Source organism: Rhizobium sp. AAP43, assembly GCF_001296045.1.
Lineage (GTDB): Bacteria > Pseudomonadota > Alphaproteobacteria > Rhizobiales > Rhizobiaceae > Allorhizobium.
Window position 1 is genome coordinate 17,859 of sequence record NZ_LJHS01000028.1, and the last position, 15,001, is coordinate 32,859.

Consider the following 15,001-nt stretch of genomic DNA (forward strand, 5'->3'; position numbering starts at 1 on the left):
TCCCTTCAGAACATTATGGAGCGACGGATCGCGGTCGCCGCCCCATCATGGGGAGGCCTCTGTCTGCGAACGCCTTTCGAGGGTGTCGCGCATGATGTGTTTCAGGCTCAGGTGGTCAGAATGACGGCCTCGAGGTCCCTCTCCAGGGCCACACGTTGCTGGTGGAGATCGGCATTCCAAAGGCGGTATTGCGGACTGTTGTGATAGGCCGGCATCGCAGCCTCGACGGTGTAGGTGCTGGCCGCGGCAGGCGACAAACCCTTCGTTGTCGTGAGCCGGACCAACTGGCCAATGGCAAAGCGGTGAGTAGGCATGGGCGATCCTCCAGGAGGGATTGGACGGTTGTCAGGGCGTTGATTCATGGCCGGTGGGCGGGGCGGTTCCGATGCTGTGAACCCCTGTCCTTCGTCCTCAATGGGCGGCCGGCGCCGTCAAGGATGGCGTCTGAGGCGTCGGTGCCTTGTCTCTCTCGATGGCTGCATCGAGTTCCACGGCGTCGATTGGAACCAGACTCGTCTTCGGACCGGCCGGGATCTCGATTGTGGTCGCCACCCGCCGATAAGCGAGCCAGGAAATCCCGGTGATCTGCTCCTCATCATCCTGCACCTGATAGTCGCCGGGCGACTGGACGCCCTCGACACCCGTGAGGACAAAGGGTCGGTTGAAATGGATCACTCTCGTCTTCGTTCTCGTGAACATGCAAGACACTCCGTTCAAGGGTTGGCGCCCGTATGCGGGCGATTTCTGATCTGCTCTGCCGCCCGCTCGCCTTGCTGTCGTCATGTCGTTTTTGGCGGAACCGGCGCTTTCGGCTCGGTAAAGGGGTGAATGCTGCAGTCTGTGCGGTTCAAAGGCGCATGCTTGATGTCGACGACGTTCTTCCGGTTCTGCATCGCTTCCCGGTGTGTTCGGACCTCGGCCAGAATGATAACCTTGTCGTTTTTCTCCATCAGGCATCTCCGGCCGTGGATGTTGCACCCAGATCCATCACTCCGATGCTGCCACCTTCATCCTCCCAGCACAGCAGGGCCTCCCGATCCGCCGCCATCCTCTGCTTTTCAGAGGATGGATACCCGTCGCACTGGATCATGCCTTCAAGGATGCGCCCGATGATGACGGTCTCGCGGTCGTGGTCGGGACCAGCTTTTGCGTCGAGGTCTGAAGTCGCATAGTCCGACCGCCGCAGTAGCGATCTCAGAAGTTCGCGATCGGCCGCGTTCCAGCCTGGCGCGGCTCCGTCGCCGGTCACCATGACGTCGCGACCGACGAATGCCTGCCGGTGCGGTCCCGTCGAATAGTGACCAGTCTGTGCACACGGCGTGTCGACGCCATCCAGGTCTCCTTGCCGGAGGGATCAGGATCCGTCCGGTCCTCGCGGAAATCAGGTCATTTTCTGCAGAGACGAACCGAACGCCTTGAGCTCAAGCTCGACCATTGGGCGCCGCTTGCGCTCATACGCGGCCCGCGCAATGTCGAGAATGCGGGAGCGAAGGCGATCGAACGCCATGAGATAGTCGCGCTCTTCGTGGATCTTGACAGTCCCCTGCGGATGAAATGCCGCAACGGGAAGAAGGAAAAGGATCTGGTTCAGCCCATCATAGCCAATGAAGCGGATGAGGCCACGCGTGTCGTCATACGCACGGGTCGGGTTGGAAAAGGAAAGGGTCACAGGGACATCTCCCTGGCGCGTGTTTCCCTACCGGGCAATGAAGCCCGATCGGCCCACAGGGTGAGTGAGGCAATGAGGTCCGTGCGTGCCTGAACGCCACGCTGGAAATCGGCCATCACGTGGCGCGCTGCCTGACGGTCCAGCTCGCATATAGGGTCTTCATAGCGGAAGCCCATATTGCGAAGGACATCCCTGATAAGGCTGATATCGGCAATGCTGATGACAGAATCGGTAGGGTCGGAAGACATTCCGTCCTCCTCAATTGGGGCCAGGGTGCGTGCCGCCCAGAAAGTGGCAGTGCCCGTACAATGGCTGCCACTGAGACCAATATGGGCCGTATACCGGAAATTGCAAGGCGTTCGCCAACAATCCTTCAAGGCGAAGCCTTCCGGTTGGCTTGCGCCCTCCGGTTACGTGACACCCTGTCGGAAAAGCATTGACCTTCTATCTGCCCTGCTGGTGCTCATGCGTGAACAGCGACCAGGCGGAGATGAACAGGGCCGCAATCAGCGGCCCGATGACGAAGCCACTGATCCCAAAAAGTGAGATGCCGCCAACTGTTGAAATCAGCACGACATAGTCCGGCAGCCGTGTCCCCTGGCCGACCAGAGGCGGACGCAGCAGATTGTCGATGAGCCCGATCACCAGGACGCCGACGGCCACCATGATCACTCCCTTGAGCCATGCACCGATCAAAAGAAGCCAGATCGCAGCAGGCACCCAGACGAGGGCCGCACCCACTGCGGGCAGCAAGGAGAGGAATGTCATGATCACGCCCCAGAGCAGGGGAGCCTCGATACCCAGCGTCCAGAACGCAACGCCACCAATGAAGCCCTGGACCACCGCAATGATGACATTGCCACGAACTGTGGCGCGAACCACAGCGGCGAACTTGTCCAGAAACTGTCGCGTATAATCGTCGCTAAGCGGAATGGACTGCCGAAGCGTCAATCCGAGAGACGCGCCATCGCGAAATAGGAAGAACAGGAGGTAGAGCATCAGTCCGAGGCTGATGAAGAACTCCAGCGTGTTTTGGCCAAAGCTTAGGACGCTGCCGGCAATCGTCTGCCCTGCCTCCATCGCGCCCGCCGAGATCTTTTCCCGCAGATCGGCAAAGCCGCCCAGTTTCAGAGATGTCAGCCAGCTGTCCAGAAACGTCGGCAGCGCATCCTGCAGTCGCAGGAGATAGACGTTGAGGTCAATCTCCCGGCTCTCGATCCGCTGATAGAGGCTTGTTCCCTCCTGAACGAGCGAGCCGAGAATGGCGAGTGCGGGAAGAATGACCAGGCAGATGCACAGCAGAACGGTCAGCAGTGCCGAGATCGTGCTACGGCCCCGGAGCAGCCGTTCCAGCCGCTTGTGAACCGGAAAGAAGACGATCGCCAGGATGACGGCCCAGAGAACCGCCGTGTAATAGGGAACGAGAAGCCAGAGAAAGGCCAGGGTCACCAGAACCAGAAGGACGTAAAAGCTCGTTCTTTGAATGGACATGAGGGACCGGGTCTCTGGAGGGCAGGACTGAATGGGGCAAACGCCTTCAGTGTCTTGGCGTTCCGATGCGACCTTTCGATGACCGTGATCGGCAATGGAAGCATGTTCGAGGTGGGGCACTCGCTTGGGTTGAGCTTTATACGCTTCACGCTCTTGCCATGAGTTAACGTTTACTAAACCATGATCGTTTATGGTTAACGAAACGAAAATTGGTAGTCATCGCTGATGAAACGGCCTGTGGTCATTGCGTCCCTTACTGTCCTTTCCACTGTGTTGTTTGGTTGCACTCAAACACACAGGCCGGTTCGGCCTGAAGTCACGATGCCTGACCGTTTTTCCACGGGCTCGACAACGGCGATGAAGAGCGACCCCCGTCTGCATGCGTGGTGGCGTGGTTTTGAGGATCCCGTCATTGATCGTCTCATGCGTCAAGGCATGAGGGAAAATCTGTCGATCGAGCAGGCGAGGCAAAGGCTTGATATCGTCCGTCTGAAAGGAATTCTGGCCTCATCCGGCTATCTGCCCCAGCTACAGGCGACAACGTCGGCAAGCCGGTCTTCTGAAACTGCCAATGGAAACACGCAGCTTGCGACGTCATCGGGCGCAGGCGCTGCATTCTCATGGACTCTCGATATTTTCGGCGGTGGCCGTGCAGCTCTGCGCGAAGCTCATGAGAACAGCGCTGCGGCCATGGCGGATGTTGAGCTCGTGCGCCTTGCCTTTCTGACGGATCTGACGGCGACCTATGTCGATCTTCGGTATAACGAAGAGGCAATTGGCATCTCCAGACGAAATCTCGCATCCTTCCAGCAAACGCTCAAACTTACCCAAGACATGCGCGAGACAGGGATTGCGAGCAATCTCGATGTCGCTCAGGCCCAGGCGCTGGTTGATGATGCGCGCGCCAAGATTCCGCCGATCGAGCGGGATCGCCAGCAAGCGATCAACCATCTGGCAACCCTGCTGGGAACGACGAACTCGGAGATCGAGAAACTTGTCGGCGGCAAAAGTGGACAGCCGAAACTGGCTCTCGAGGCCGAGTCTGGCTTCCCCGCCGATCTTCTTCGGTATCGTCCGGACATTCGGCGCGAAGAAAGACTGCTTGCGGCAGCCGCCGCACGGATCGATATCGCACGATCTCGGCTCTACCCGGCGCTCAGCTTGTCAGGTTCGATTGATTTTGCCCGTCTGATCGCATCAGGCGTTTCTGGCAATGCCCTGTCATGGGCTTTCGGTCCTTCTGTTCTTGCTCCCATATTCGACGGAGGGCGTTTGCGGGGGGAAGTCGACATCCAGAAAGCCGAAACGAAAGTTCAGTATCTTCGCTGGAAGGATACTGTGTTCCGGGCTGTCGAGGAGGTTGAGAATGCGCTCGTCGCGCTCAACCGTGGCAAGGCCGAGGCCTCTGCGCACAGGCGAAAAGTGACGTCCTTTACGGTAGCAAGAGATCTCGCCCGCGAAAGCTATGTCGGCGGAACCGGCCTCATTCTCGATGTGCTGGAGGCTGAACGCCTGCTCGGCGAAGCGAAGCTCGATCTCGCCCGCAGCCTTCGGGAAAATGCACTTGCCGGAATAAGGCTGCAAGTGGCCTTGGGGAGTGGGGCTGCCGTCGAAATCGACGGCGTTTCTGCCTCGCCCGCTCACCCGGCACCATCACCTGTTCAAAACAGGGCAGGATAACGGACCCTCATCCCGCCGCACTCATTGGCGGGGCTGCCATCAGTCCATCGATTTGGCGCAATGTTGCGTCGAAAACCTTGTCCATTTTTTCGAGCAGAGCCTGCAATTCGGCCGGCGAACCCCCCGCTTTCGTGCGCAGTCGCGTCTCCATATTGGCGGAAAGGGCAGACAATCCGGTCGCCCCGATCATCCGGCTCGAACTCTTGATCGTGTGCGCAGGCAGGATCGCCTCGTCCAATGCCTGCATCGTCAATGCCTCGCGGATCGCCTTCAGATAGTCTGCGGTGTCGTTGCGATACAAGGACAGAAGCAGGTCGAACTTCTTCATTGCGTCACGCGTGCGCTGAAACTCGGCAATATCCATCAAGGGCACCTTAGCGCTGCCGTTGGAACCCGACGCTGGCGACACAGGTGCCGCTGTAACTGCGGCTAGAGGCTCTGGCCGTGCGACCACCGGTTTGATCACTGCCGAAGTCTGAGGGATGAGGGGCGCAGGCGGTGGCGATACGGCCGGAGAAACATCCGCCTCCCGATCCCAGAAGGTTTCTGACGAATCGACTGACTGTGCCGTTTCCGAAGGTGGTGCAGAGTTGTTCGGCTGAACCGCAATCGGGGGGCTGGCCTCGGCCGAAATTCTCAAGCGTGCCAAAGGGGGCTCCACGCCAGTATCCGGCTTCTGGGTGCCCAGCTTTGCGACCTTAACGACCGGTCGAGGAGCGGATTGCGTTGGCGGTCTGGCGTCGATCGGTTCTCCAAGCCAGGCAAAAGCCGGGGTCTCGAGGATTCGGTCGAAAACACCCATCAACGCCTGGTCTTGCAATGGTTTCGACAGGAAGTCGTCCATGCCAGCTTCAAGGCATCGTTCACGGTCGCCCTTGAGGGCATTGGCCGTCAGCGCCACGATTGGTACGCGGCGGATCTTCCTGTCGGCCATCTGGTTGCGGATAATTCCCGTCGCCTGGTAACCATCCATTTCCGGCATCTGACAGTCCATGAAGATGATGTCGAAATCGCCATCTTCCGCCGCCTTGACGGCCTTGACCCCGTTTGTCGCGGTCGTGATCGCAAAGCCGTAGCGGGCCAGATATTCTTCCGCAATCAAGAGATTGACATGGTTGTCGTCGACCAGCAGCAAGCGACGGTTTTCGAAGAGTTGCTTGACAGGTTTCGCCTTTTCGACCACCGCGTCTGTATCGGTAAACGTGCTGTCTGCCCGACCGGCCAGCAGCCGCTTGGCCGTTTCCACGAGTGTCGCCGGGATGAACGGCTTGACGAGGACTTCATCAAAGGCTGCGTAGTTGCGATTGCTCTCGAGATTGCCCAGCACGATCGATTGTGCGGCCGGAATGATCTTGGTCCTGATTGCCTGCCAGTGATCCTTCGCTAGGTGAATGTCACGTTCCTCGTTGAAGATGATGAGACTGAACGGATTTCCGGCGCCGTCGCCGAGGATCAGCTGCTTTGCAAGATCATCTGAATAGGGAAATACGGCGGGCTGCAGACCTGCGCTCTTGAAGGCCTTGCCGACGATTGCGACGACAGCTTGGGAATCGCAAATGAGCGCCACGCTGCCATATGTCCAGGTCGATCCGCCTTTGCCTCGATGGACATCTACAGGGAGACAGATCTCGAACGTGCTGCCTTTGCCGGGCGCGCTCTTGACGGAGATACTTCCGCCGAGAGCCTCCGCCAGCTGTTTCGATATTGCGAGGCCCAGCCCCGTCCCTCCATATCGACGGGTGGTGCCGGAATTGGCCTGACTGAACCGCTGAAAGAGGCGCTCGCACTCCTCCGTCGTCATCCCAATCCCGGAATCGCTGACCGAAATGCGCAGGTCTCCGCGTGCAGCTGCCGTTGGCACAAAATTGGCTGAAACGACGACCTCTCCCTTTTCCGTAAACTTTATCGCGTTGGAGACAAGATTTGAAACAATCTGGCGCAAACGCATAGGGTCCATGCCGATGATGCCGGGTACGTCCGGATCGATGTCGAGGAGCACGCTCAATCCCTTGTCCTGCGCATTGGCCACGAAGAATCCAACAGTCTCTCGCAGGTTTTCATGCAGGTCCATGCGGACGATATCCACCGCAAGCTTGCCGCTTTCGAGCTTTGACATGTCCAGGATATCGTTGAGGATGCCGAGCAGCATCGAGCCGGAGGTTCTGATCTGTTCGGCATAGCGTTTTTGTGTTGGCGTGAGTTCCGAGCGGGTGAGCAGCTCCGCCATGCCAAGAACACCGTTCAACGGCGTGCGTATTTCGTGGCTCATCGTGGCGAGGAAATCGGATTTGGCGGTGTTGGCCTCCCGTTCTGCCTCAGCCGCCTGCCGCAGCCTCAATCTGATGCGCTGGTGGCTTCGCTCCGAGACAAAGAACAGTCCGGCCGCGATGGCCGCAAGCCCGATGATCCCTGACGCGAAGAGCGCAACGGTGAGGCTCGCGCCGAAGCTCCGCTCAAACTCGAGTGTCAGGCTGAGATTGCGGGTGGCCACCAGAGAAATCTGGCGTCGCTCCCCGGCAGTCGCATAGCTCAGTATCTGTTCCGGCGAGCCCAAACGACGTGACTGCCCTTCAACCAAATAGCGTGCTTCGATGTATCGGGAGACGCGAAGATCGAAGGTGGTTTCCTCGATAATGGCATCGAGATCGAGCACAGCATAGGTGATGAGCGCGTGGCTCTGCCCCAGTCGAAGACCAAGCTCGCCATCGGCCTCCAGGCTCTGCATCATGATGATGTCTTTGGGATCTATGTGGCGGAACATGCCAGATCCACCACCGGCAAATGCAATAACCAATCCCGGCTGGGCAGCAAGCCTGTCGATCACTTTTTGATAGTCATCGGCCGACACGTCGAGTGTGGGTTTGTTTGCGTAGTATACTTTGATATCGGAGCGGGAGTCGGAATAGAAATATCCCAGCTCAACCAGATTGTTGGAGATCCGGCTGGCTTGCCGCAATTTGGTATCAACTTCGTCCTCCATATCTGCCGAGACGAAGGCAGCCAGGTCCTTGATCCGGATGATGACGGTGTCGAATTGCTGCTGGACCAGTTTCGAAACAATGTTGGTTTCATAGTCAAAGTCGTTCTTGTTGGTCCTGACGGATGACCATAACAACCATATCACCAGCGAGACCGCGAGCCCAAGCACCAGGCTGATCACGGCGATCTTGCCACCCGACTTTACAAAAGACTTTGACATGGGCAGACTACCACTTCGCAGGTTTTTGCAGTCGCATCAGGGCCGTCGCCTCGTTGCCGACTTCGTTGTAAACGAGCTTGTCGAAGATCAGTGTGTTTGCGCGGGCGATGCCGCGACCGCACAAGGCGGATGACCGGGCAGGATCGACAGTCAGATGCTGGCGCCAGGCAAATCCGGGGCCCGGGTCTTTCACGGTGAGGATGAGGGCGTCTTCCTTTCGGATGATGGTCGCCTCCACTTCCCCCCGATAGGCGGGGTCGGCACTTCTTTCGGCTAGAGCGTCCCGCCAGGTGCCAAGGCCGAGCAGGCGCTGCTTCTCTTGCAGGCCGAATCGTAGCACGCCGTGCTCCACGCCGTTCTGAACCAGTTCATAAATGCCCTGCACGACCTTGTCCGGCGTCGGGTGCACGCTCGACAAGAGACTGCAGACCGGTTCGACATCCTGGGGTGCCGCCAGGGCCATGCGAAGGATGCGAATATTGGCGAACGCAGATTGATGGGCGCCGATCTTATCGGTGACTTTCCGTTTGCGCCGCACTTCCTGCATCGCCGACTGAAGCACGGAGGTGACGAGCTGTTCGGCCGCCGGCTTTACGAGATAGTAAAAGGCCCCGGCTTCCAGTCCTGCAGCGATGTCGCTCGCCTCCGTTGCTCCGGTCAGCATGATAATCGGAATATCGGTCGTTTCCGGGTCGCGTTTCAGGCGGCGCGTCAAAGCCAGACCATCCATGACCGGCATCATGCGATCAGTAATGACGAGATCCGCACGCCCAGGGTCCTCGCGCAAGAGCGTGTAGGCCTCCGCACCGTTAACGGCCGTCTCGACCACATAACCAAGCTCCTCAACCATAGAGGCAAGCATGGTTAGGCCCATGCGGTCATCATCAATGATGAGGACACGCCCAAGCGACTGGCCGACAGGGCCCGGCTGCATTGTTGGGACAGAGGATGTGGACATCATCAACGTTCTCCGAAGGCCGTGCCGATATTGCGTTGCAACGGGGTCAACAAATACTGAAAGACGGTCTTGTCGCCGGTGATGATGTCCGCTGTCAGTTCCATTCCTGGCAGAATCGGCGCATCAGGCAAACGCGCCAGCCGGTTGTCGGCCAACTCCAGCTTGACCATGTAGTAGGAGCCCTGGCCTTCTTCCTGAAAAGCAGACGGAGAGATGGAGGAGACGCGACCGCTCAGCCAGCCGAAGCGCGTGAAGTCGTAAGCGGTCAGCTTGACGTTGGCCTCCTGCCCCTCCTTGAGGTAGCCGATCTGGCTCGCCGCGACGCGTGTCTGCGCTACAAGCGGTCCCGACGTCGGAACAATGACGGCGATTTGCTCGCCAGGCGCAACCACTTCGCCGGGGCCGCGAACTCCAAGATATTTGACGATTCCTGCAATCGGCGCATCGACATCAAGACGGTCACGGCGGCCGTCCTTCTTGCGGATATTGCCTTCGAGGGAGGTCAGGGCAGCCTCCAGTTCAAGAATACGCTGGCTCGTTGCCGATCGCGCGCGCGCCATGACACTTGCCTTCTGCTGCTCCACTTCGGCCAGCCGTTCTGCGGCCCCCCTTTCGCGGCTCGCCGCCGTCGCAACATTCGTCTTGGCACGGCCGACAAGGCGTGTCCGTTCACTGACCTGTACCTTTGTGGCGACCCCCTTCTTCAGCAGGACGCGGAAGCGCTCCAGCTCAAATTCGGCATCACTGGCTTCGGCTCTGGCATTGTCCAGTTCGCTGGCGGTAACGTCATAGGACAATCGAGCCTGGGTGATCTGCCTGTCGATTTCGCGCAGCTGGGAATCGAGATTGGCACGCTCAGCCTCGAAGGCGTTCAGGCTGTTTCGTCTTTCAGCAGAAAATTCGGAGGGGAGGAAGCTGAAGTCAGGCATGCGGTTGTCCGCCAATGCCCTCTGAGCTTCGATCTGGGCAAGGAGGTCGTTTTTCTGCCGCTCCATGGTCTCCCCGTCTTCGAAGGTAGATGCGTCGCGCAGTGTGATCAGGCGTTGGCCGGCCTCGACGATCTGTCCTTCTTCAACGTCTATGGATTGGACGATCCCGCCTTCGAGATGTTGAACGGACTGCTCGAAGCCGACGGGCAGGAGTGAGCCTGTCGCGACAGCCACCTCGCTGACACGCGCGACGGTCGTCCAGGCCACACCGAAGAAAACCGATGTGGCGACAGTAAGCCCGATCACACGGGCATATTTGCTAGGGACCGTCTCGCGCACGAGAACGGGTTGGCCCATCGTGCTTGCCAGCTCTCCCGCATGGGGAAGAACGCTCGACGAAATCAGCCTTACGACCTCCCGCAAAGACTTCACGATGCACGCTCCATGATAGTTTGAGGTTTGTTCACAAGAGGGACCTTGCCGTAACGGAGTGCGATGACGCGGTCCGCGCGCTGCAGGAAATCCGATCGGTGCGAGATGAACATCACGGTTCGTTTGCCGCGGAACTCTTGAAGCAGGCGATCCAGGATCGGGCCCACGCCGCCATCGAGAAGAGCGTTCGGTATCTCGTCGATCAAGAACAGTTTGCTGTTGATCAGCAGCGCCCGAGCGAAAGCAAACTGATAGCGGAATGTTTCCGAATAGCGATCGTCGTCGGGTCCGAGGACATTCGTCTCCAGGCCATCCGGCAAACGATCGATGATCGTCAGGAGACCGACGGAACCCAGGACCTGGCGAACTTGCATGTCAGTCGCCAAAGGATTGGCCGATAGAAGGTTCTGTCGCAGCGTTCCCGGAAACAGCTTGGGCGATTGGGGGACATAGGAGACGCGGCGGCGCAATTCGTGCAAGGGAAGCTGCCGAATGTCGACGCCGTCGATCCGAACGGCGCCCAGCGTCGTGTCCACCATGCCGAGGATCATCTTGAAGACGGATGACTTGCCGGTCCCATTTGCACCGTAGATGCCGATCACCTCACCGGGCTCCACCTCCAGATCGAGGCCGACGAAGACCGGACGCGTGTCGGCCGCTTTGAAGCCGACATTCACCAGACTGATGGCGCCGGTCAGAGGCATGAGGCGATTTTTCTCGCGCTCGGCTTGCGATTCCGTGGGCAGATCCATCAGTGTGTTGATCTGGCCCAGGCTTCGTCGGATCTGCTCGAAACGCAGGACGGACAGACACATCGTCTGAAACGGCAGCAGTATCCGCAAGCTTACGATCACGAGGGCGAGGAGGGCGGGCCCCGTCATCGCTCCCTGCCAGACGCCGACGGCGCTCACGGCCATCACGGCGATGATTGCAAAGGTGTAAAGCGCTGAGGAAAGGCTTTCTGCGACCTGACCGGTGAACCGCAGACGAAGTTGGGCAGTCTGGTCTCGCTCCGCGACCCGATCAAGGCGCTGGCTCCAGACCTCCTGCATTCCGGTGCTGCGAATGAGATCGAGTTTATCCAGCGTTTCGATCGCCAGCCGTTGCATTTCCGTCGCTTCATCGGCCGCAATACTGGTCAGCACGGCAGCCTTTCTCCAGGCGAGAAGGAATACGGTCATCATCAGGATAATCGACCCCGTGATAATGCCGAGGGCCGGAAGCGAGACTATTCCGACAAATACCAGGGAAAGCAGCGAAATCGGCAGGTCCAGCAGGGTCGAGAAGGTTGGTCCGCTGCAGAAGTCGCGAATGCTTTCGAAGGAGCGCAGGCGAGCAGCCTGGGTCGTGGGTGCGGCGCGCTCCGAGAGCATCGGAGACAGTCTCAGGATCTGCGCGAAAGATGAGGTGTTGACCAGGAACTCAAGACGGCTGGCCAACCAGGCAGAGATCTTGGCGCGCTGCAAAACGAAAACAGTCTCGAATGTTGCCAGCATCAACAAACCGACGACGAGCTGCGGCATGGTGGAAAATGTCGAAAGCCGGATCACCTCTCCGAAGAAGACGGCGATAGCCAAAGGAAACAGAATGCCTGTAACCGCGAGTGCAAGGCTGAGCAGTATCATCACATAGGGAATGCGGGGGAAGCGGGCGAGCAAGGCGCGGGCCCAGCTGTAGCTTGTATGCGTGCGCGCCAGCGGTGAAAGTGGGTTACTGGCACTCTCGAACCGGAAGACCCAGCACCGCAAGTTGTTCAGTTCGCGCGCTCCGGACTCGATGACGCGGCTCTGCGTGCCGCTGGCGAGGCGACCGCTCTTGAGGCCACCACTGAGATCGGCTGTCAAAAGTTGCGGACCGATCGCGGTGTCAAGGACGACCGGTTGTCTTGAGAAACTCCAGCGCTCCCAGTCGAACCGATGTTCGGTCACATAGAAACCGAGGTTAGCCATGGAGGCGATGATCGAATCCGGCTGGTTTTTCAATCCACCGGCTGGGATGGCGTTCAGGAGGGTTTTGACCGGAAATTCCTGCCCGCAGCTCTGGATCAGAGCGCAGAAAAGCTCGGTTGCGCGGGGCTCGCTGCCCTGGAGCTCGAATATTGCAGCCGTGCGCGACATTGTTGGTTTGTCTGATTTGACGTCAACGCTGGTCTCGAGGCGATCGCCCCGCATCCTCTGGTTGGACATGGGTGCCGCCGTCTGTGCTGCTGGTGTTGCAGCAGGAGAAGGAAACTCAGCCCGGAGCTTGCGGCGCATCTCAAGGGCGGCGTTCATAGTACCAAATTCCTGTAGGTGGCGATGCTGCGCGGCGTGCCGGCTTCGTCGGGGCGCAGTCCGGATTCTGTGATCATGAGGCTTCGCTCGGCACCGGCCGTCAGATTGCGATCGTCGGATACGATGACCATTGTCGCCTGGCCACGAATGGCAGCCATGAAGCGTTGGAGGTTTCCGTAGCTTTGACGGTCCAATCCGCGATCGACATCATCCAGCAAGAGGATGCGCGGCCGCAAAACGATGGCGCGAAGGATTGCAAGCTGTTGGCATAGGCTGGTTGGCAGGTTCTCGCTGGCCGTCCCGGTAACGGGAGTGTCCAAGCCTCTGGGGAGCTCGTTGAGGGCGCCTTGGATCCCCATCAACAAAGCAACGCTCCACGCTTCCTCCAGCGACACTTCTCCAAAGCGGGTAATGTTGTCTCGAATGGTCCCGGCAAATAGCGTCGAATTGCCGGAAACATAGGCGACGGAGCGGTTCAATTGCCCAAGGGGGAAGTCATCAATCGGGTGAGAATTCAGGGTCACCTTGCCTTCGTCGGGACGCTCGATTCCGGCCATGATCCGTAAAAGGCGGGAGGAAAGCATCTTGTCGGGGCCAGCCAGCGCGATCATTTCTCCCGGGCGCAATGCCAGATCAATATTTCTGCAACGGTATTCCGGGGTCTCGCCAGCCTTGAAGCCCACGCGCGACAACTCAAGGCGTCCCAGATTTTCAGTCAGCAGAGGTTCGGTGGCAGGCCGCGCCACGGGTTTGTGCATGATTTCTGAGACAACATCTTCTGCGTCGCAGAGATCGCGAGCCTGAACGAGGATGAAGACCGCACGCTGAACGGGGGCAATCAGCCGACCACCAAGCAAGATGACGGCCGACAGGGCGCCGAGCGTCATGATTCCGCTGTTAATCGCATAGGCGCCATAGATCAGAGCGGTGATCGTGATCGCCTGATTGGTGAGCAGTACGCCGTTCAGCAGATGGTTTGATGCATCGGCTGTTCGCATGCTGGTTCGCGCAATGCCGCGCTGCATCTCCTCATAGCGTCGCAGCATGGGTTCTTCGATCACTTGGGCCTTCAGATGATGAATGGCCGAGAGCACTCCGAGCAGGAATCGATAGCGCCGCTCTACCAGACGGTTTAGCAGCGCGGCCTGTCGGCGTAGCGCCGTTGCACCATTCAGCGAAAGCTGAAGCCCGGCGAACAGACAGATGCAGAACAGTGCACCGAGCGTGGGAGAAATGGCAAAAATCAGGAAGAGGATAACGGGCAGGAACATCAGTTCGGCGGCTGCGACGAGCAGCTTTCCGCTGTGGCGCTCCGACACCTGGGCGATGCGGGTGAAGTAGTCGAGGCTCCGGGCGGCCCCTCGCGATCCGGGCGTGTAGTCGCTGGCAATCAGCCGGCTGAGCAGCTTGCGGGTTATATCGGCTGTCGTGACGCGGCCTGCCTCTAACATGATGTAACCACGCGCGAGACGGATCACCGCTTCCGCGATGGCAAGAATGGCGACCGCACCCACCACGACAGAGAGGGTTGAAGACCCTGGCGAGGGCAGAATGCGGTTGAAGATCAGTTGCGCGGCCAGTGGCACCGTCAGGCTCAAGATGTTGAGAGCCATGGTCATGATGAGCAATATGGCGACTGGCGCCCTGTAGAGGGTAACAGGTGCGCCAGTCGAATTTCCCTCAATAGTCCTCATAAAATCCTTCGTCTTTAACCGAAAAGTCCGCCACCGAACTTGCCAGTCAATGACTGCGTCAGGGAGGTTAGGGTGCTCGTTGTCGAGGTTGTGACGGCTGAGACGGAGGAGGTGCTGGCATCGAGCGTGTTGGTCACGAGGCCGCTGGAGGTTCCGCTGTCGAGAGTCAGGAGTTCACTTAGGGTCAGATTGCCACCGGACAGCCCACTATCTGTGCCAGCGAGCGTGTCGAAATTTCCGAGATCCAGTCCGAACCCGACATCGACGTCTATGTCGGTGGCGAGCAGTTGCTCGATGACGTCAAGATTGATGTCCACGTCCCCGGTGATCTGGCCGAACGCGTCCAGGTGCAGAGAAAGATCGGTATCGCCGGTCGATGTTGTGTCCGCCGGGTGGGCCGTATCCAGACTGCCCAGCAAACTGTCGGCTGCAGCGATTGCCTGATCCAGATCGGCGACCGCATCGAGGTCGACGTCAATATCGGTGCCGAGCAGATCCTCGACCGGGTCGAGGTTCACATCGACATCGGCGATGATGGGCGCGACGAGCGGCAGGTCAGCGGTGGCGTCGAGGGTGAGGTCGGTATCGCCGGTCTGATTCGGTGTACCGCCAATGAGACCGCTGCCGCCACCGATGCCGGAGAGGCCGTCAAGCAGGGAGCCCGACGTGCCGCCAA

The 15,001-nt window shown here is 59.0% G+C and carries 14 protein-coding genes; 1 reads left to right on the plus strand and 13 read right to left on the minus strand.

The features are described from left to right. Positions 1–107: 107 nt before the first annotated feature. The 7 genes from IP76_RS16320 to IP76_RS16345 all read right to left on the minus strand — a co-directional run bounded on the left by IP76_RS16320 (position 108) and on the right by IP76_RS16345 (position 3,160). On the minus strand, positions 108–314 hold the full coding sequence (locus IP76_RS16320) for a hypothetical protein (protein WP_054159299.1): 207 nt from the start codon (positions 312–314) through the stop codon (positions 108–110). A 97-nt stretch (positions 315–411) separates the two neighbouring features. Then, positions 412–699: a hypothetical protein gene (locus tag IP76_RS16325; protein ID WP_054159300.1), complete on the minus strand. Its 288-nt coding sequence runs from the start codon at positions 697–699 to the stop codon at positions 412–414. 80 nt (positions 700–779) lie between these two features. Next, a complete protein-coding gene (locus tag IP76_RS23160) occupies positions 780–950 on the minus strand; it encodes a hypothetical protein (protein ID WP_156318610.1) in 171 nt (56 codons plus the stop codon). Then, the gene (locus IP76_RS16330) at positions 950–1,252 is read right to left on the minus strand and encodes a hypothetical protein (protein ID WP_054159301.1); all 303 of its coding nucleotides are present in this window, start codon (positions 1,250–1,252) and stop codon (positions 950–952) included. Before IP76_RS16330 ends, IP76_RS23160 begins: the two co-directional genes overlap by 1 nt. A gap of 129 nt (positions 1,253–1,381) precedes the next feature. Then, positions 1,382–1,669: a DUF1488 family protein gene (locus tag IP76_RS16335; protein ID WP_054159302.1), complete on the minus strand. Its 288-nt coding sequence runs from the start codon at positions 1,667–1,669 to the stop codon at positions 1,382–1,384. After that, a complete protein-coding gene (locus IP76_RS16340; RefSeq protein WP_054159303.1) occupies positions 1,666–1,917 on the minus strand; it encodes a hypothetical protein in 252 nt (83 codons plus the stop codon). Before IP76_RS16340 ends, IP76_RS16335 begins: the two co-directional genes overlap by 4 nt. A gap of 196 nt (positions 1,918–2,113) precedes the next feature. Next, entirely contained in the window at positions 2,114–3,160 is a 1,047-nt protein-coding gene (locus IP76_RS16345) for an AI-2E family transporter (RefSeq protein WP_054159304.1), read from the minus strand. 225 nt (positions 3,161–3,385) lie between these two features. Here IP76_RS16345 and IP76_RS16350 point away from each other — a divergent pair, with 225 nt between their 5' ends. Beyond that, positions 3,386–4,840: an efflux transporter outer membrane subunit gene (locus IP76_RS16350; RefSeq protein ID WP_082352571.1), complete on the plus strand. Its 1,455-nt coding sequence runs from the start codon at positions 3,386–3,388 to the stop codon at positions 4,838–4,840. Positions 4,841–4,847: 7 nt separating this feature from the next. Here the strand turns inward: IP76_RS16350 and IP76_RS16355 are convergent, their stop codons facing one another. The 6 genes from IP76_RS16355 to IP76_RS23325 form a co-directional block, all read right to left on the minus strand. After that, positions 4,848–8,039 carry a hybrid sensor histidine kinase/response regulator gene (locus IP76_RS16355; protein ID WP_054159306.1) on the minus strand — a complete coding sequence of 1,064 codons (3,192 nt, stop codon included), beginning with the start codon at positions 8,037–8,039 and terminating at the stop codon, positions 4,848–4,850. 7 nt (positions 8,040–8,046) lie between these two features. Then, positions 8,047–9,000 (minus strand): response regulator, encoded by a 954-nt coding sequence (locus tag IP76_RS16360; protein WP_245281483.1) that lies wholly within the window; start codon positions 8,998–9,000, stop codon positions 8,047–8,049. Further along, positions 9,000–10,358, minus strand: a complete 1,359-nt coding sequence (locus IP76_RS16365; RefSeq protein ID WP_156318611.1) for an HlyD family type I secretion periplasmic adaptor subunit — start codon at positions 10,356–10,358, stop codon at positions 9,000–9,002. Before IP76_RS16365 ends, IP76_RS16360 begins: the two co-directional genes overlap by 1 nt. Next, positions 10,355–12,631: a peptidase domain-containing ABC transporter gene (locus IP76_RS16370; protein WP_054159308.1), complete on the minus strand. Its 2,277-nt coding sequence runs from the start codon at positions 12,629–12,631 to the stop codon at positions 10,355–10,357. Before IP76_RS16370 ends, IP76_RS16365 begins: the two co-directional genes overlap by 4 nt. After that, complete coding sequence (locus IP76_RS16375; RefSeq protein WP_082352572.1) at positions 12,628–14,325, minus strand: ATP-binding cassette domain-containing protein; 1,698 nt, start codon at positions 14,323–14,325, stop codon at positions 12,628–12,630. The genes IP76_RS16370 and IP76_RS16375 overlap by 4 nt, the downstream gene beginning before the upstream one ends. A 14-nt stretch (positions 14,326–14,339) precedes the next feature. Next, positions 14,340–15,001, minus strand: a 662-nt coding sequence (locus IP76_RS23325) for a hypothetical protein (protein WP_197278362.1), incomplete at its 5' end; no start/stop codon positions are given.